The organism is Parafrankia sp. EAN1pec (genome assembly GCF_000018005.1).
GTDB lineage: Bacteria > Actinomycetota > Actinomycetes > Frankiales > Frankiaceae > Parafrankia > Parafrankia soli.
Window position 1 is genome coordinate 5,781,554 of record NC_009921.1, and the last position, 20,726, is coordinate 5,802,279.

General features: G+C 74.1%; 2 protein-coding genes. Both read right to left on the reverse strand.

All coding sequences use genetic code 11. The features are described 5' to 3' along the window. Window positions 1–33 precede the first annotated feature (33 nt). Entirely contained in the window at window positions 34–5,808 is a 5,775-nt protein-coding gene (locus tag FRANEAN1_RS23610; protein WP_020462323.1) for a type I polyketide synthase, read from the reverse strand. A 75-nt stretch (window positions 5,809–5,883) separates the two neighbouring features. After that, window positions 5,884–20,670, reverse strand: a complete 14,787-nt coding sequence (locus FRANEAN1_RS44005; protein ID WP_041254676.1) for a type I polyketide synthase — start codon at window positions 20,668–20,670, stop codon at window positions 5,884–5,886. Between the last annotated feature and the right edge of the window lie 56 nt (window positions 20,671–20,726).

The window sequence follows — 20,726 nt, forward strand, 5'->3', positions numbered from 1 at the left end:
GGCGGGAACCGGGCGGTGGGAGGGAACGCGGGATCAGGCGGTGCGACCCAGCGCCCGCGCGACCAGCCCTTCGGCGTCCATCGCGGCGATCAGACTCGCCTCATCCGTCGTGCCGGCCTGGCCGGCGCCGTCAGCGTGGCCGGCGGGTTCGGGCTCGGGCTCGGGCGTCTCGAACGCGATGTCCGGCTCCTGTGGCGCCAGTTCGGCCGCGAGCCGTTCCGCGAGCGCCACCGGTGTCGGATGGTCGAAGACGAGCGTCGCGGGAAGCCGGACCCCGGCCTCCGCCGAGAGCCGGTTCCGCAGCTCGACGGCGGCCAGCGAGTCCACCCCGAGCTCACGGAACGCCCGGGTCGGGCCCACGTTCTCGACCCCGCGATGTCCCAGCACGGTGGCTGCGTGACCACGCACGAGACGAACCAGGAACCGGTCGCGCTCCACCTGGTCGAGCCCCGCCAGCCGCTCGCGCAGGGCGAGCCGGGGCACGCGGCGGGCCGGCGCGGCGGGCAGGGCGCGCGCGACGTCCCGCAGCAGCGCGGGCAGCCGGCCCTCGGCCAGTTGTTCCCGCAGCACGGCATGGTCGAGACCGTTGGCCACGAGCAGTCCGTCGCCCGGTGCCGGGGATGTGCCGGCTGCCAGCGCGGCGTCGAAGAGAGCGAGCGCCTCATCGTCGGGCAGCGGCCGGAGACCCTCGCGGCCGAGCCGGCCGCGACCGGCCTGGTCCAGGTGCGAGGTCAGGCCGCTCGCCCGCGCCCACAGCCCCCACGCGACCGACACCGCCGGCAGGCCGAGGCCGCGGCGCAGTCGCGCCAGGCCGTCCAGATAGCCGTTGGCGGCCGCGTAGTTCGCCTGCCCGGCGCCGCCGAACACACCGGCCCCCGACGAGAACAGCACGAAGGCCGCCAGATCCAGCCCGGTGGTCAGGCGGTGCAGGTTCCAGGCGGCGTCCGCCTTCGGCCGGAACACCCCCTCGAGCCGAGCCGCGGTCTGCGCCGCCAGCACCCCGTCGTCGAGGACGCCCGCCACATGCACGACACCGGTCAGTGGGCGTTCGGCCGGGATATCGGCGAGCACCGCCGCGAGCGCCTCGCGGTCGGCGGCGTCGGCGGCGACCATCCGCACCCGCGCGCCGGCCCCGGCCAGCTCCGCAACCAGCTCGTCCGCTCCCGGCGCGGCCGGTCCGCGCCGGCTGAGCAGGACGACGTCGCGCACGCCGTGCGCCCGGACGAGGTGCCGGGCCACCAGCGCGCCCAGCGTCCCGGTACCTCCGGTGATCAGCGTCGTCCCGTCCGCGAGCACGGGACGGGAGCCGGCGGCCCGGCCGGTCGGCGCGGGCGCCACCGCGGCCGGGACGAGCCTCGGCACGAACGCGCGGCCCGACCGGATCGCGAGCTGCGGCTCGTCCGCGGCGGCCGCGGCGGCGACCAGCCGTCCGAGGCCCGGCACGTCGGCGTCGGACACGCTGCCGCTGCCGGCCACAGCCACGGTGTCGGTGTCGGTGTCGGTGTCGACCAGGAGGATCCGGCCGGGGTGCTCGGCCTGAGCGGCACGCACCAGGCCCCAGACCGCGGCCGCGCCGGGATCGACGACGTCGTCGATCGACGCGGAAGGCGGCAGACCGACGGCGCGCCGGGTCAGCACCACCAGCGGCGACCCGGCCGGCGACTCGGCCGGCGAACCGGCGGTCGCCTGACCCGTCGCCGGGTCGGTCAGCCGGTCGCGCAGCCAGTCGAGTGCGCGGGCCGTGAGGGCTCGGGCCGCGGTGGGATCCACGGCCGGTGGCTCCCCGGTCAGATCGAGCACCCGTGCGTCCCAGGCCTGGTCGCCGGCGGCGTCGACAGCCGGGTCGGGCGAAACCTCTCCCGACGGCAGCACCGCCGCCGCCGAGGGCGGCCGGAGGGGCGTCCACGCGAGCCGGAACAACGAGTCCAGCCCGCGATCTTCCGGACTCGCGAGCTGATCGGCCGCGACCGCCCGCAGCACCAGGGATTCCACGGTGGCCACCACCGTCTCCGTCTCCGCGGCCGAGTCGACCGCGCCGAGGAGTGTGAGGGCGAAGCCGTCCCCACCGGCCGGGACCGCCCGGACCCGAAGCCGCGCCGCACCGGCGACACGCACCGTGACACCCGTCCAGGCGAACGGCAGCAGGAGGTGCCCCGGTTCGGACGCGGTGAGCCCGGCCGTGCTGGTCGCCTGCAGCGCCGCGTCGAGCAGCGCCGGATGCAGCGCGTACCGGCCGGCCTCGGCGTGCAGCTCCGGCGGGAGCGCGACCTCGGCGAACACCTCCCGGTCACGCACCCACAGCGCCTCGACCCCCTGGAACGCCGGGCCGTAGCGGTAACCGCCTTCCGCAAGCCGGCGATAGAACTCTTCCACCGGAAGGCTGCGCGCGCCAGCGGGCGGCCACATCCCCGGTTCCGCTCCCCGTCGCGCGGATGTCGTGCCGGGCTCCTGGATGTCGTCCTCGCGAGTCCGGGCGACGAGATGACCGGCCGCATGGCGGATCCACGGCCCCTCGACGCCGGCACGGCGCGAGTGGACCGACACCGGGCGGCGGCCGGTCTCGTCCACCTCACCGACCTGTACCTGGAGCCGGACGTCGCCCGGATCGGGCAGAGCGAGCGGGGCCTCGATCACGAGCTCGTCGAGATCCTCGTAGCCCGTCTGCGCGCCGGCACGCAGCGCCAGCTCCACCACGGCCGCGCCAGGGAGGAGGACGGTGCCCGCGACGGCGTGATCGACGAGCCAGGGCTGTTCCCGCAGTGCGACCCGCCCGGTGAGGACCGTCGGCGCACCACCCGCCAGTTCGAGGGCCGCGCCCAGGAAGGGGTGGTCAGCGGCGTCCAGGCCGGCGGCGGTCACGTCACCGGGGCCGCCGGCGCCGGCGTCCAGCCAGTAGCGCTCGTGCTGGAACGGATAGGTCGGCAGGTCAGGCCCCACACCCACACCCACCGCGACCCCCCCACGCCCGTCGAACACCCCGGACCAGTCCACCCGAACCCCACGCACGAACAACTCCGCCGCCGACCGCAGAACACGCCCACCACCCCCCTCACCACGCCGCAACGACCCCACCACCACCGCATCCGACACCCCCACCTCCTCCAACACCTCACCCACCGCCCCCACCAACACCGGATGCGCCCCCACCTCCACAAACGACCGGAACCCCTCCCCCGCCAACACCCCCACCGCACCCGCGAACCCCACCCTCGACCGCAGATTCCGAAACCAGTAATCCCCCTCCAACTCCCCCGCCCCCGACACCCACCGACCCTCCACCGTCGAAAAAAACGGAACCCGAGGCACCACCGACCGCACCCCCGCCAACAACTCCCGCAACTCCCCCGCCACCCCATCCACCTGCGACGAATGCGACGCATAATCCACCGCCACCCACCGCACCCGCACACCCCGACCCTCCAACACCCCCACCAACTCCACCAGACCAGCCCGCTCACCCGACACCACCGTCACCCCCGGACCATTCACCGCCGCCACCTCAACCCCCACCGGCAACAACCCCACAACCTCATCCACCGGCAGGAACACCGACACCATCCCACCCCGACCCGACAACCTCTCCGCCACCACCCGACTACGACCCACCACAACCCGCACCGCATCACCCACCCCCAAAGCCCCCGCCACACACGCCGCCACCACCTCACCCTGGGAATGACCCAGCACCGCACCCGGAACCACCCCCAACTCACCCCACACCCGCACCAACCCCAAACCCACCGCGAACGACGCCGGCTGCACCACCTCCACCCTCTCCAACACCCCATCCGACCCCACCCCCCGCAACACATCCACCAACGACCAGTCCACCAACCCCGCCAACACCCCAGAAACCTCCTCCACCACCCCCCGAAACACCTCCGACAACCGCGAAGAACCCCCCAACAAACCCGCACCCATACCCACCCACTGCGCCCCCTGACCCGGAAAAACAAAAACCGGGCCCGCGGTGCCGCCGACGTCCGCGATCCCGGAGAGCACCGCTGGATCGGGAAGCCCGTCACTCAGCGCGCGCAGCGCGGTCAGGGCGTCGTCCCGGCTGCCGGCTACGACGGCCCCGCGATGGGACAGCCTCGCGCGGCCCTGAGCCAGGGCTCGCCCGACCTCCGGGAGCGTGATCTCCGGCCGGTCCGCGAGGAACCGCTCCAGCCGCCGGGCCTGGTCACCGAGAGCTGTCGGTGACGCCGCCGACAGCACCAGGGGAACGCGGGCGTCCTCGATGGCCGTGGCCGCGGCGACGTCGGCCGGATCGGCCGGGGCCTGTTCGATGATCACATGGGCGTTCGTCCCGCTCACCCCGAACGACGACACACCCGCCCGCCGCGGCCGGCCCGTCTCCGGCCACACCACCGGCTCCGTCACCAGCGACACCGCACCCGCCGACCAGTCCACATGCCCCGACGGCCGATCCACGTGCAGCGTCTTCGGGACGACGCCGTGCCGCAGCGCCTGCACCGTCTTGATGACCGCCGCGGCACCCGCGGCGGCCTGCGTGTGCCCGATGTTCGACTTCAACGACCCCAACAACACCGGACGTCCCTCGTCACGGCCCTGGCCGTAGGTGGCGAGCACGGCCTGGGCCTCGATCGGGTCGCCGAGACGCGTCCCCGTCCCATGCCCCTCCACCACATCCACATCAGCCGTCGTCAACCCCGCATCCGCCAACGCCGCCCGGATCACCCGCTCCTGCGACCGGCCACTCGGCGCCGTCAGACCATTCGACGCACCATCCTGATTCACCGCCGAACCACGCACCACCGCCAACACCCGATGACCATTGCGCTCCGCGTCCGACAACCGCTCCAGCAGAAGCATCGAAACACCTTCGGCGAGACCGGTGCCGTCGGCGGAGTCCGCGTACGCCTTGCACCGGCCATCCACGGCAAGACCACCCTGCCGCGAGAAATCCACGAACACCTCCGGCGTCGCCATCACCGCCACCCCACCCGCCAACGCAAGAGAACACTCACCCGACCGCAACGACCCCACCGCAAGATGCAACGCCACCAACGACGACGAACACGCCGTGTCCACCGTCAGAGCAGGCCCCTCAAAACCAAACGAATACGCCACCCGACCCGACGCCACACTGCCCGAGTTCCCGATTCCGAAATAGCCCTCCAGACCGGCGGGCAGGCGTTCCACGTGATGGGAGTAGTCATGGAACATCAGGCCGGTGAAGACACCCACCGGCTCCCCCCGCAACGAACCAGGATCAATCCCGGCCCGCTCCAACACCTCCCACGACACCTCCAACAACAACCGCTGCTGCGGATCCATCGCCAACGCCTCCCGCGGCGAAACCCCGAACAAACCCGCATCAAACACCGCCACATCCCGCAGAAAACCACCCGAACCCGCCACCGACGAACCCACCCGGCCCACCCGGCCCACGCCACCCACGCCACCCACGCCACCAACACCGTCCCCCGCCAAACCCGCGAGATCCCACCCACGATCCGACGGAAAACCCGACACCGCATCCACCCCACCCGCCACCACATCCCACAACCCCTCCGCCGACACCACCCCACCCGGCAACCGACACGCCATACCCACGATCGCCACCGGCTCGTGCCGGGCGTTCTCCAGGTCGAGGACCTGGCGCCGGCTCTGCTGCAGTTCGGCGAGGGCCCGGCGCAGGTATTCGCGCAGCCGGTCGTCACTCGCTGTTCCATTGCGGAGTTCGGCACCGCGGTTCTCGGCGGCGTTGTCGGCGGAGTTGTTGTCGGCGGAGTTGCTGCTGGCCGTGCGGGTGTCGGCCGTGCGGGTGCTGTCGGCGGGCATGGTGACTCCTCCCTCGGGTGGAAGGGCTTGCTCGGGACTTACGGGGGCGTACGGAGCTATCGGGAAGGACTGACCTCAGGAACCGAGGCCGCGGTCGAGCAGCTCGAACATCTCGTCGTCCGTCGCGGAGGTCAGGTCGAGACCGGCGCCGTCGTCGCGCCGGGGGCCCAGCGATGCCGCGAGCGCCCGCAGCCGGGCGGCCACCTCGTCCGGGACGGCGATCCGGGCGTCCGTGGCGCCGGTCAGGACCCGTTCCAGACGGGCGAGCTGGTCGAGCACCGAGGAGTTCCGCACCGCCGGAGTACCGGGGCCGTCCAGGCCGTGATGGCTGTCCGGGTCGTCCGGACCGTCCAGGTCGAGCAGACGGAGCAGGTGCTCGGCGAGCGCGGCGGGGGTGGGATGGTCGAAGACCATCGTCGCGGCCAGCCGCACCCCCACCGCCGCGGCGAGCCGGTTGCGCAGTTCGACGCCGGTCAACGAGTCGAACCCGAGCTCCTGGAACGTCTGGCCGACACCCACCGCGTTCCCCGACCGGTGTGCGAGGACCGTCGCGGTGTGGGCACGGACGACATCGAGCAGGACGCGCCGGCGCTCCGGCTCCGCCTGGCCGGCGAGTCGCCGGGCCAACGCCCGCCCCGGCTGACCCGAGGCTGAGCCGGCGCCGGCGCTGCCGGTACCGGTGATACCGCCGGGGCTGTCCGGGGCCGCCGAGTCCGCGGCCGGTACCGGCGCGGGAACCAGTCCGCGCAGCAGCGGCGGCAGCCCGCCGGCCGACGCGCGCCGCCGCAACGCCGGCACGTCGACCGCGGCGGCGACCAGCACCGCGTCCGGCGACCGCAGCGCCGCGCCGAAGAACGCGGCGCCCTCGGCGTCGGACAGGCCGCGGACACCGCCCCGCGCCATCCGGTCGCGGTCGGCCGGTGTCAGGCTCGCCGTCAGGCTGCTCGCCCGCTCCCACAGGCCCCAGGCCACCGCCACCGCGGGCAGTCCGAGGCCGGCGCGGTACTCGGCGAGCGCGTCGAGGTAGCCGTTCGCCGCGGCGTAGTTGCCCTGCCCCGCGCCGCCGAAGGCGCCGGCGGCGGAGGAGAAGAGCACGAAGGCGGCGAGACCGAGCTCAGCGGTCAGCTCGTGCAGGTTCCAGGCGGCGTCGGCCTTCGGCCGGAAGACGGAGTCGAGCCGTCCCCGGTCCAGTGAGGTGACCAGGCCGTCGTCGACCACCCCGGCCACATGGACGACCGCGGTCAGTGGGTGCGCGGGCGGGATGTCCGCCAGCAGGGCCCGCACCGCCTCGCGGTCCGCCGCGTCGGCGGCGACCACCTCGACCGCGGCACCGGCGTGACGGAGCTCCGCGACCAGCTCGGGGGCGCCCGGCGTGGCCGCGCCGGTGCGGCTGAGCAACACCAGGTGCCGGACACCGTGCGTACGCACCAGCTCTCGCGCGACGATCGCTCCCAGGGTTCCCGTGCCACCCGTGACCAGCGTGGTGCCGTCCACCGGCGACATGCCGCTGAGCGGCGAGGCACCGTCCGGAGCAGACGTGTCGGCCGAGGGCCGCGCCGCGCGAGCCAGGCGGGGCACCAGCACCTGCCCATCCCGCACGACCGCCTGCGGTTCGCCGCTCGCCAGCACGGTGGGCAGCACGGCCCGGGACTCCTCCGGCGCACCGCCGAGCAGGACGAACCGCCCTGGATGCTCGGCCTGCGCCGAGCGGACCAGGCCCCACACCGCAGCCGAGGCGGGCTCACCCGCGGGATCGTCGGTGAGGATCACCAGGGGCCCGTCCGGGACCCGCCAGCCGTGGCCGGGGGCGGTCACCGCCGGCGCACCCCCGGCCGGCGCGAGCCGCTTCTGGAGGGCCTCCAGGACGTCGGCGACCAGCGCGCGGACGGCGGTCGGGTCAACGCTCGCGCGGCCGGTGACGTCGAGAACGTCCGCCTCCGGCGGCTCCGCGCCCGCCGCCGGGGACACCGCCGGTCTCCCGAGCGGCGTACCGGCCGGGCCGGTCGGTACGCCGACCCATTCCACCCGGAACAGCGCCTCGGCGGTCCCCGCCCCACCACTGCCGGCCGAACGGTCGAGCCGGTCGAGCTGCGCCAGCGGCGTCGCGCGCAGCACCAGGGAGCCGATCTCGGCGACGGGCGCACCGCCGCGGTCGGACATCCGGACGCTCACCCCGTGCGACCCGGGGGCGGCGGCGAGATCACTCGGCGTGGCGTGCACGCGCAGGGCTGTCACGCCCGAGGAGAAGCGACGGATGCCGCTCCAGGCGAAGGGCAGCAGGACGTGCCCCTCCTCGGCGGCGGGCACCGCGCCGAGGTTCGTCGCCTGCAGGGCGGCGTCCAGCAGCGCGGGGTGCAGACCGTACGCGCCGGGGGGCTCGGCGGACGCCTCGGCGGCCGGCAGCTCCACCTCGGCGAAGACCTCCCGGCCCCGCGTCCAGGCGGCGCGCAGCCCCGTGAACGCCGGGCCGTAGTCGTATCCCCGGTCGGCCAGCCGCGGGTAGAAGTCTGCGAGGTCCACCGGGCGGGCATCGGCCGGGGGCCATGCCTCGTAGCCGTGTCCGGGCTCGGTGACCTCGGCCGACAGCAGCCCCGTGCCGTGGCGGGTCCACCGGGTGCCGGTGCCTTCGGTCCCGTCGCCGTCGCCGTCACCGGGCGCGGCGGCGCCGTCCGGGCGGGCGTACAGCCGCACGGGGCGCCGACCATCGGCGTCCGGCCCGTCCACGATCACCCGCAGGGTGACCGAGCCCTCGGCCGGAACCGCGAGCGGCGCCTCGATCAACAGCTCGTCGAGTACGGGGTGGCCGACGCGGTCTCCCGCGTGCAACCCGATCTCGATCCACGCCGTGGCCGGCAGCAGCCGCACGCCGCGCACCGCGTGATCGGCCAGCCAGGGATGGGTCCGCGCCGACAGCCGGGCGGTGAACGCCACCTCGGCCGCGTCGGGCGCCGAGCCGGGGAGGTCGACCGCGGCGCCGAGCAGAGGATGACCGGTCGCGTCGAGCCCGGCGGCGGTCACGTCACCGGAACCGGGTGCTCCCGGCGCGAGCCAGTAACGCTCGTGCTGGAAGGCGTACGTCGGCAGCTCCGCCGCCGCGCCGAGCCGGCCGGCGGCCCGCGGCGCGGCGGCGGGGAACGCCTTCGTCCAGTCGACGGGGACGCCGGCCACGAACAGCTCGGCCGCGGAGCGCAGGAGCCGCTCGGGGCCGCCTTCGCCCCGGCGCAACGATCCCACCACCGCCGTGTCACCGAACCCGGCTTCCTCCAGCACCTCACCGATCGAGGGCACCAGCACCGGATGGGCACCGACCTCGACGAACGAGCGGAACCCCTCGCCCGCCAGGACTCCGACCGCCTGGGCGAAGCCCACCGTCCGCCGCAGGTTGCGGACCCAGTAGTCGCCTGTCAGCTCCGCTCCCGCGATCCAGCGGCCCTCCACCGTGGAGAAGAACGGGATCCGGGGCGACTCCGGCCGCACCCCCGCCAGCAGCTCCGCCAGCTCCTCGGCCACGGCGTCCACCTGGGCGGAGTGCGACGCGTAGTCGACCGCCACCGACCGCGCCCGCACGCCCCGCACCTCCAGCGCCGCCACCAGCTCGGCCAACGCCGCGGAGGCGCCCGAGATCACGGTCGTTCCCGGGCCGTTGACCGCGGCCACCTCCACCCCCGGTGGCAGCAGACCAGCCAGTTCCGCCGCGGGCAGGGACACCGACACCATCCCGCCACGGCCGGCCAGCCGCGCGCCCACCACCCGGCTGCGGGCCACCACCACCCGTACCGCGTCGGCCGTGCCCAACGCTCCCGCCACGCACGCCGCCGCCACTTCTCCCTGCGAGTGGCCCACCACCGCGCCCGGGGTGACCCCCAGTTCCCGCCACACCCGCGCCAGACCCAGGGCCACCGCGAACGACGCCGGCTGGACCACCTCCACCCTCTCCAGCGCCCCGTCCGGCCCCTCCCCCCGCAGGACGTCCACGAGCGACCAGTCCACCAGCCCCGCCAGCGCCCCGGCGACCTCGTCCACCGTCTCCCGGAACACCGACGACAACGCCGACGACGGCACCGAGGGACCCGACAGCAGGCCGGCGCCCATGCCCACCCACTGCGCGCCCTGGCCCGGGAACACGAAGACCGGGCCCCTGCCCCGGGGGCTCGCCGCCCCGGAGACCACGGCCGGGTCAGGAAGATCACCGGCCAGCGCCTCCAGGCCGGCGACGAGCTCGCCGCGCTCCGCGGCCACCGCGACCGCGCGCTGGCCGAGCCGCGCGCGGGTCAGCAGCGTCGCGGCGACCGCGGCCACCGGGACGTCGGTCCTGGTCCGGACGAATTCCGCCAGCCGCCCGGCCTGCCCGCGCAGAGCCTCCCGGGACGCCGCCGACAGCACGACCGGAACGACCGGTCCGGCGGGTACCTCTGATTCACCCGGTGCGGCCGGTGCCTCTGTTTCAGCCGGTTCGGTCGATGCGACCGGGGCCTGTTCGATGATCACATGGGCGTTCGTCCCGCTCACCCCGAACGACGACACGGCCGCCCGCCGCGGCCGGCCCGTCTCCGGCCACGCCACCGGCTCCGTCACCAGCGACACCGCACCCGCCGACCAGTCCACATGCCCCGACGGCCGATCCACGTGCAGCGTCTTCGGGACCACCGCATGGTCCAGCGCCTGAACCATCTTGATGATCCCGGCCACCCCGGCGGCCGCCTGGGTGTGCCCGATGTTCGACTTCACCGACCCGAGCAGCACCGGCCGGTCCGCCGGCCGCCGGCCGTAGGTGGCCAGCAGCGCCTGGGCCTCGATCGGGTCGCCCAGCGTCGTCCCCGTGCCGTGCCCCTCCACCACATCCACATCAGCCGTCGTCAACCCCGCATCCGCCAACGCCGCCCGGATCACCCGCTCCTGCGACCGGCCACTCGGCGCCGTCAGACCATTCGACGCACCATCCTGATTCACCGCCGAACCACGCACCACCGCCAACACCCGGCGGCCGTGGCGACGCGCGTCCGACAACCGCTCCACCAGCAGAACGCCCACGCCCTCGGCCATCCCGAAGCCGTCCGCGGCGTCCGCGTAGGCCTTGCACCGGCCGTCGGCGGCGAGGCCACGCTGCCGGGAGAAACCGAGCAGGCCCTCCGGGCTCGACATGATGGACACGCCCGCGACCAGCGCCAGGCCGATCTCGCCGGCCCGCAGAGCGGCGGCCGCGGTATGCAGGGCGACGAGCGAGGACGAGCACGCCGTGTCCACGGTCAACGCGGGCCCCTCGAAGCCGAACGCGTAGGACACCCTGCCGGAGAGCACGCTCGCGGCCCGGCCGATGACGAGATATCCCTCGTCCGCCCGCTCGCCGGACACCTCGCTCGCATAGTCCTGGCCGTGCGTGCCGACGTACACCCCGGTCGGCGTGCCCGCGAGCGACGTCGGGTCGAGACCCGCCCGCTCCAGCACCTCCCAGGACGTCTCCAGCAGCAGCCGCTGCTGCGGGTCCATCGCCTGCGCCTCCCGCGGCGAGATCCCGAACAGGCCGGCGTCGAAGCCCGTCACGTCGGTGAGGAAGCCGCCGGCGTGCACGTAGGTCCGTCCCGGGCGGTCCGGGTCGGGGTCGTAGAGCTCGGTGAGGTTCCAGCCGCGGTCCGTCGGCAGCGGGCCGACGACGTCCACGCCGTCGCTGGCGACCTGCCACAGGTCGGCCGGCGAGCCGATCCCGCCCGGGAACCGGCAGGCCATGGCGACGATCACGATCGGGTCGTCGGTTCGGTCCTGCTCCCGGGTACGGCCGCCGCTCCCCCGGACGGTGCCGGCCGCCACGGCGGTGACGGCCCGCGGCGGGTCGCCGGACGCGGAGGGCCCGTCCGGGAGGTCCGGGAGGTCCGGGGCGAGCTGCGCCGCCAGGTGGCCGGCGAGCGATCGGGGCGTGGGATGGTTGAACACCACGGTCGCCGACAGCCGCACCCCGGCCGCGGTGATCAGGCCGTTGCGCAGCTCCACGCTGGTAAGCGAGTCGAAGCCGAGGTCCCGGAAGGCCCGGTCCGGCTCGACCGCGGCCGGATCGGTGTGGCCGAGGACGACCGCCGCGGTCGCCTGGACCAGTTCCAGCAGAATCTCGTCCCGGGTACCGGCCGACGCAGCGGCGAGCCGGTCGCGCAGAGTGGAGCGGTCAGGCGCCGCGGAGCCCGCCGACACGGCGGCGCGGCGGCGTGCCGGCGCCGGCGCCGGCACGAGTCCGCGCAGCAGGGGTGGCAGCGAGTCGCGCCGCCGGAGCGCGCCCAGGTCGAGCAGTACGGGGACCAGCTCCGGCCGGCTGTCCACCAGGGCGGAGTCGAACAGGGCGAGGCCGTCGGCCGCCGTCAGTGCCCTGGTTCCATCGCGGGTCATGCGGGCCCGGTCGGTCGCGCTCAGCCGGCCGCCCATTCCGGCGGCCTCCTGCCACAGTCCCCACGCCAGCGACACCGCGGGCAGACCAGCCGCCCGCCGATGCCGGGCGAGCGCGTCGAGGAAGCCGTTGCCGGCCGCGTAGTTGCCCTGGCCCGCGCCACCGAAGACTGAGGCGGCCGAGGAGTAGAGCACGAACGCGGCGAGGTCGAGGCCGGCGGTCAGCTCGTGCAGGTGCCAGGCGGCATCCGCCTTGGTCCGCAGGACGGCGTGCCAACGCGGTTCGTCGAGGGCCTCGATGACGCCGTCCTCGACGATGCCAGCGATGTGCACCACCGCGGTGAGGCGGTCGGCGACGGACGCGACGATCTCGGCCATGGCAGCGCGGTCGGCCACGTCGGCGGCGACCGCGCGCACGGTGACACCCGTCGCGCGCAGCTCGGCGACCTGCTCCTCCCCCGCCACGGACCGGGCGACGAGAACCAGCTCCCGCACCCGGTGGACCCGGGCGAGATGGTCGGCGGCCAGCCGGCCGAGGCCACCGGTGGCGCCCGTGACGAGGACGGTGCCTCCCTCGAGAAGCGACCGCGCCGGCACCGGGGCCCGCTCGGCGCGCCGCAGCCGCGCGGCCAACACCTCGGTCCCGCCTGCCCCCGCCGGCCGGACGGCGACCCACGGCTCGTCGGCCGGCGCGCCCAGACCCGCCGCGATCGCCTCCAGCCAGGGAGTCTCGCCGACCGAGGGGGGTTCCGGCAGGTGGTAGGCCCGGTCCAGGTTGAGCAGGCCGAACCGCCCCGGGTGTTCCGCCTGCGCGGCGCGTACCAGCCCGCGCACCGAGCCGTGGGCCAGGTCGCCGTCCCGCGTGACGACCACGAGACGGGACGAGGCGCTGTCGGGATCGGCCAGCCAGTCCTGGAGAACGCGCAGCGTCCGCAGCCCGGCGGCACGCACCGCGCCGGGGACGTCCCGGACGGCGACGGCTGCGCCCGGGACCGTGCCGGCGTCCCCACCGGCACCACCGTCGACACCCGTGGCGCTGGCGGGAACGAAGACCACGAACGGGGGACGGGCCGCCCGCTCGGCCACGGGAGTGCCCGTGACTCCGCCGCTACCGCCGGGAACGGCGGAGTCACGAACGGCGGAGTCGGGGTGGAAGGCCCATTCCGTGCCGCGCACCGCGGCGGCGTCCGTCTGTTCCCATCGCACCTCGAACAGCGCGTGCGACCGCCGCGCCGCACCGCGCCCGGCCGTCAGCCGCTCCGGGTCGACGGGGCGGACCACCAGTGCCTCGACGTCGATCACCGCGGCGCCCTCGTCGTCGACCGCGCTGATCGTCATGGTGTCGGGCCCGGCAGGCGCGATCCGCACCCGCAGGGAGCGGGCCCCGGTCGCCCACAGCCGCACCCCCGACCAGGCGAAGGCCAGGCGTGGCTGGTCCGGGTCGGGGAAGAACCCGGCCACGCCCAGCGGGTGCAGCGCCGCGTCCAACAGCACCGGATGCAGGCCATATCCGTCCGAGGGCTCGGTGCCGTCGGTGCCGTCGGAGAGTTCCACGCCGCCCGAGCGCAGCCACCGGGACGCGGGTGAAACGTCCCCGGCGGGGGCGACGGCCGCGTCCGGGAGCGTGACCTCGGCGTAGACGGTGCCCTCGGCCACCCACGCCGCGCGCAGCGCGTGGAACGCGGGGCCGTAGTCCACAGGAAGCCGGTCGTAGCACTCGTCGATGTCGACAGGGCTGGCGGCGGCCGGGGGCCACGACGCCGCCCAGCCGGGCCGACCGGTCGGATCGGTCGGGCCGCCGGTCGCGGTGCCCGCTGGCTGGGCGAGGATTCCGCGGGCGTTCTCGGTCCAGGCCTCGTCCGGGCTGGTCCGGGAGTGGACCGTGACGGGGCGCGACCGCTCGCCATCCGGCGGACCGACGACGATCTGGATGTCCGTGCCGGCGGCCGGGTTCGCGGCGGTGTTCTCAGCGGGCTCGTCGATCAGGATCGGCGCGGAGATCGTCAGCTCGGCGAGGACGGGCCGCCCCACCCGGTCTCCGATCCACGCCAGGACGTCGAGCAGCGCCGAACCGGGCAGCACCACGGCACCGCCAACACGGTGGTCGGCCAGCCACGGGTGGCGATCCGTCGTCAGCCGGCCTGTGTAGAGCAGACGGCCATCGCCGCCGGGGCCGCCTTCCGTGAGACCGGCCGCGAGCGGGTCGGGGGACGTATCCGGGAAGGACTCTCCTGCGACGGTGACACCGGCGCCGAGAAGCGGATGGTCGACCGGATCGAGTCCGGCCGTGGAGACGTCGCCGAGGCCGTCCCCGCCGGAGGGATCCGGGTCCAGCCAGTAGCGCTCGTGCTGGAACGGATAGGTCGGCAGGTCAGGCCCCACACCCACACCCACCGCGACCCCCCCACGCCCGTCGAACACCCCGGACCAGTCCACCCGAACCCCACGCACGAACAACTCCGCCGCCGACCGCAGAACACGCCCACCACCCCCCTCACCACGCCGCAACGACCCCACCACCACCGCATCCGACACCCCCACCTCCTCCAACACCTCACCCACCGCCCCCACCAACACCGGATGCGCCCCCACCTCCACAAACGACCGGAACCCCTCCCCCGCCAACACCCCCACCGCACCCGCGAACCCCACCCTCGACCGCAGATTCCGAAACCAGTAATCCCCCTCCAACTCCCCCGCCCCCGACACCCACCGACCCTCCACCGTCGAAAAAAACGGAACCCGAGGCACCACCGACCGCACCCCCGCCAACAACTCCCGCAACTCCCCCGCCACCCCATCCACCTGCGACGAATGCGACGCATAATCCACCGCCACCCACCGCACCCGCACACCCCGACCCTCCAACACCCCCACCAACTCCACCAGACCAGCCCGCTCACCCGACACCACCGTCACCCCCGGACCATTCACCGCCGCCACCTCAACCCCCACCGGCAACAACCCCACAACCTCATCCACCGGCAGGAACACCGACACCATCCCACCCCGACCCGACAACCTCTCCGCCACCACCCGACTACGACCCACCACAACCCGCACCGCATCACCCACCCCCAAAGCCCCCGCCACACACGCCGCCACCACCTCACCCTGGGAATGACCCAGCACCGCACCCGGAACCACCCCCAACTCACCCCACACCCGCACCAACCCCAAACCCACCGCGAACGACGCCGGCTGCACCACCTCCACCCTCTCCAACACCCCATCCGACCCCACCCCCCGCAACACATCCACCAACGACCAGTCCACCAACCCCGCCAACACCCCAGAAACCTCCTCCACCACCCCCCGAAACACCTCCGACAACCGCGAAGAACCCCCCAACAAACCCGCACCCATACCCACCCACTGCGCCCCCTGACCCGGAAAAACAAAAACGTTTCCGCGGTCGGCGCCGACCTGCGGCCGGGACGGTTCGAAGATCACGTCCGGATGTGGCGTGCCGGCGCCCAGCGCGCGCAACGCGGTGACCCGCTCGTCGTGGGAGCCCGCCACCACGACCGCACGTCGCGCGAGACGCGCGCGGGTCGTCGCCAGGGACCGGCCGATCTCGGCCGCGGCAGGTGCCGGCCGCGCGGCGGCGAACTCCGCCAGGGCGTCGGCCTGGGCGCGCAGCGCCGCCGGCGACGCCGCGGACAGCAGCCAGGGCACGGCCTCCCCCGCCACGACGCCATCCGGGGCGGCATCTGCGACTTCATCCGTGGCGGTGTCGGGGGACTCGTCCGGGGCCTGTTCGATGATCACATGGGCGTTCGTCCCGCTCACCCCGAACGACGACACACCCGCCCGCCGCGGCCGGCCCGTCTCCGGCCACACCACCGGCTCCGTCACCAGCGACACCGCACCCGCCGACCAGTCGATCCGCGACGAGGGCGCGTCCACATGCAGCGTCCTCGGGACGACGCCGTGCCGCAGCGCCTGCACCGTCTTGATGACACCGGCCACCCCCGCGGCGGCCTGCGTGTGCCCGATGTTCGACTTCAACGACCCCAACAACACCGGACGGTCCGGCGAGCGACCGGTGCCGTAGGTCGCCAGCAGCGCACCGACCTCGATCGGGTCGCCGAGACGCGTCCCCGTCCCATGCCCCTCCACCACATCCACATCAGCCGTCGTCAACCCCGCATCCGCCAACGCCGCCCGGATCACCCGCTCCTGCGACCGGCCACTCGGCGCCGTCAGACCATTCGACGCACCATCCTGATTCACCGCCGAACCACGCACCACCGCCAACACCCGATGACCATTGCGCTCCGCGTCCGACAACCGCTCCAGCAGGAGAACCCCGGCGCCCTCCGCCCATCCGGTTCCGTCGGCGGCGTCCGCATACGCCTTGCACCGGCCATCCACGGCAAGACCACCCTGCCGCGAGAAATCCACGAACACCTCCGGCGTCGCCATCACCGCCACCCCACCAGCCAACGCAAGAGAACACTCACCCGACCGCAACGACCCCACCGCAAGATGCAACGCCACCAACGACGACGAACACGCCGTGTCCACCGTCAGAGCAGGCCCCTCAAAACCAAACGAATACGCCACCCGACCCGACGCCACACTGCCCGCTGTTCCGATACTGAGATAACCCTCGAGGCGTTCGGCCGCCGCGGTGTTCCCCCGCGCGTAGTCGTGATGCATCAGGCCGGTGAAGACACCCACCGGCTCCCCCCGCAACGAACCAGGATCAATCCCGGCCCGCTCCAACACCTCCCACGACACCTCCAACAACAACCGCTGCTGCGGATCCATCGCCAACGCCTCCCGCGGCGAAACCCCGAACAAACCCGCATCAAACCCCGCCACATCCCGCAGAAAACCACCCGAACCCGCCACCGACGAACCCACCCGACCCACGCCACCCACGCCACCCACGCCACCAACACCGTCCCCCGCCAAACCCGCGAGATCCCACCCACGATCCGACGGAAAACCCGACACCGCATCCACCCCACCCGCCACCACATCCCACAACCCCTCCGCCGACACCACCCCACCCGGCAACCGACACGCCATACCCACGATCGCCACCGGCTCGTCCGACACGGCGCGCCGGTTCCGGACCGCCACGGCGGCGGATGCCTCGCCGAGCAGCCCGCGCCGCAGCTCGCGGGCCAGCTCGAGCGGGGTGGGATGGTCGAAGGCCACGGTCACGGGAAGCCGCAGGCCGGTGCTCGCGGTCAGCCGGTTGCGCAGCTCGACCGTGGTCACCGAGGTCAGTCCGAGGTCGCGGAACGCCGTCCCCGCCTCGACGGCCGCGCCGGCGGACCCGCCTGCGACCCGCGCGACCTCGGTCCGGACGAGGGTCGTCAACAGCCGCAGAGCGTCGGCCTCGGGCAGACCGGCAAGCTTCGTCCGCAGCTCGACCGCGACGGCGTCGTCCGGGGGCCGGTGCGCCACCGGAACGTCGATCAGTCCGCGCAGCGGCGCGGGCGGGGCGTCGTCGGCGAGCACGGCGGCGTCCGGGCGCAGGACCGCCAGCACACTCTGATCGGCGCCGAGGGCCGCGTCGAACATGGCCAGGCCTTCCCGGACGCGCAGCGCGCGGGAGCCGGGCAGCTCGGGCAGCTCGCTGCCCTCCCACGGCCCCCAGCTCACGCTGGCAGCCGGCAGGCCGCGCGCGGCGCGGTGCTGGACCAGCGCGCCGAAGAACACGCTCACCGCGGCCGGCTCGGCCAGTCCCGCCCCGCCGAGCAGGCCGGCGGCCGAGGAGCACAGGACGAACGCCCGGGTCTCCGGCCCGCCGATCAGGTCGTGCAGGTTGAGCGCGCCAGCCAGGGTCGCGGCCAGCCGCTGCTCGTCGTTCCGGAGCCCGCCGACCGGTCCCGCGGCGCTCTGGGCGTGGAAGACCGCGCAGACCGAACGGGCGTGCCGGTGCAGCACCGCCGCGAGCGCCGCCCGGTCGGCAAGATCGCATGGGACATGCGTGACTGTCGCCCCCGCGTGCGCCAGTTCGGCCCGCAGTGCCTCGGCGGAGTGCTCACCGGTCGCGCCGCCCAGGCCACCCGCGCCGCCCAGTTCACCCAGGTCACCCAGGTCACCCGCGACGCCGGGACGGCTGACGAGCAGCAGCCTGCGGACTCCGTAGTTCGCCACCAGGTGGCGGGCCAGTGCGGCCCCGACCGGGCCGTCCGCGCCGGTGACGACCACCGTCCGCAGCGGGTCGGCGAACAGGTTCCCGCCCGTCGGTGAGTCCTGGTCGGTCGGGACGGCGGCCACCCGGGCGAGCCGGGGCAGCAGGACGACCCCCTGCCGCACCGCGACCTGCGGCTCGCCCGACTCGACGACGGCCGGCAGGGCCGCCGCCCCCGCCGGGTCGTCGACCGTGAGGTCGAACAGGACGAAGCGGTCCGGATGTTCGGTCTGCAGCGTGCGCAGCAGGCCCCACAGCGGCGCGCGGATCAGGTCCTCGATGTCGTCGTCGGGGCCGACCGCCACCGCGCCGCGGGTGGCGATCACCAGTTTCACGCCGGCCAGGCGCTCCTGGGCGAGCCAGCCGGCGATCTCGCCGGACAGCCAGGTGACCGCCCGCGCCGCGTCGTCGGAGAGAACGCCCGCCTTGCCGAGCACCGACCCGCACGTCAGCACTGCGAGGTCGGGAACCTCGTCGCCGTCGGCGGCGGCCCGTCGCACGGCGTCCAGGTTCGGGTACTGGGAGACCAGGATCCCGGCTTCGGTGAGCACCGGCGCGAATCCGAACGCGTCCGCGCCGATGATCGCCCACCTCCGCTCGCCGCCGACCGGCGGAACGGACGTCCCGACCGGCGGAGCCGAAAGGGGCTGGCGGCCGGGCCCACCGGCCTGAACGGGGCTCGACGTGTGGTCCGGGCGGGCGCGGACCGAGGAGGACGTCACCGACGGGCGCGGGATCCAGTCGACCCGGAACAGCGTGTCGTGGTGCCCGCTGCTGGCGGCACGCAGCCGCGCCGGACGTTCCAGCAGCACGTGTCGGGTGATCTTCCCCGAGGCAGTCCGCGGAATACGGTCGATCTCGTAGAGCTCCTCAGGCACCTTGAAGTACGACAGCCGCTCCCGGCACGTGGCCAGGAGGCGGTCGGGGTCGAGGCCCTCCGGGCCGGGCACCAGAAAGGCCACCGGCACCTCACCGAGCAGGTCGTGCGGGCGGGCGACGACCGCGACGTCGGCTACGCCCGGGACACCGCGCAGCACCTCCTCCACCTCGCCGGGGTGGATGTTCTCGCCACCCCGGATGATGAGCTCCTTGATCCGGCCCGTGATGGTGAAGTAGCCGGCGTCGTCCCGGCGGGCCAGGTCACCGGTTCGGTACCAGCCGTCGCGCAGTGCGGCGGCGGTGGCCTCGGGCTGGTTGTGGTAGCCGACCATCACGTTCGGCCCGCGCACCCACACCTCTCCCTCGGCGCCGGCTCCCACGTCGAGCCCGGTCTCGGGGTCGACAAGGCGTACCCCCAGGCCGGGTACGGGCAGTCCGCAGGAGCCCTCGACCCGCGCGCCGGTCGGCCAGTTGATGGTGATCGACCCACAGGTCTCGGTGCTGCCGTAGGCGTCCAGCAGCGGGGCGCCGAACGCCTCCTCGAAGTCGCGGCGCAGCCGCGCGGTGGTGATCGCGCCCCCGACGAGGCACATCCGCAGGCTCGGCGCGCTGAAGCCGCTCTCGCGCGCCGCCCGCACGAGGTAGTGGTACATCGTCGGGACCCCGGCCAGGAAGGTCGAGCCGTCCTCCTGGATCGCGGCGAGTACCTCGGACGCGGCGAATCCGTCCAGCAGCCGGGCGCTGGCCCCGACCGCCGTCACCCCGAGCACGCAGGCGATGTGCGACAGGCTGTGGAACAGCGGCAGCGGCCACAGGACGCGATCCTGCTCGGACAGGCCGGGGATCGGGGCGTAGCAGGCCGCGACCGACCACAGGCAGCTTCGCTGGGTCGACAACACGCCCTTTGGACGTCCCGTCGTCCCCGACGTGTAGAGCATCCAGGCGACGTCGTCGAGTCCCAGATCGTCGCGGGCCGCCGAGCGGGGCTGGGCGCCTGCCAGCGCCGCAAACGACAGCGTCCCGGCCGGGGCGGACGGCGGCGGGGCATGGCCGCCGGTCACCACGACTCGCAGGCCGGGCCGGTCCCGGAGGACGCGACCGACCATGTCGATCCGCGCCGGGTCGGTGACGACCAGCCGAGCCCCGCAGTCGTCGAGGAGGTAGGCCAGTTCGGTCTCGGTGACCCGAGGATTGATCGGCACGCCCACCACGGACGCGCGGGCGAAGCCGAGATAGCTCTCGACGACCTCGACGCAGTTGCCGAGCACGATCGCGGCCCGGTCACCCGGCTGCAGCCGCAGGTCGGCCAGGTGGCCCGCCAGCCAGCCGGTGCGCCGCTCCAGCTCCGCCCAGCCGACGGCACGGCTGGCATCGCGGAATGCAATCCTGTCACCGAGACGCTCGGCGTTCCCGCGCAGCAGCTTGGGCAGCGGTGCAATCAGTTCGGTGCGCAGCATTCGCATTCCTCCGTCGGGTTGGTCCGTCGGGTGCGAGGCCCGGCCGGCGTGCCGGG

Excerpts from the sequence above, each read along its gene's own strand:
- FRANEAN1_RS23610 (WP_020462323.1), bottom strand. The coding sequence starts at position 5,808 with ATGCCCGCCGACAGCACCCGCACGGCCGACACCCGCACGGCCAGCAGC.
- FRANEAN1_RS44005 (WP_041254676.1), bottom strand. The coding sequence starts at position 20,670 with ATGCTGCGCACCGAACTGATTGCACCGCTGCCCAAGCTGCTGCGCGGG.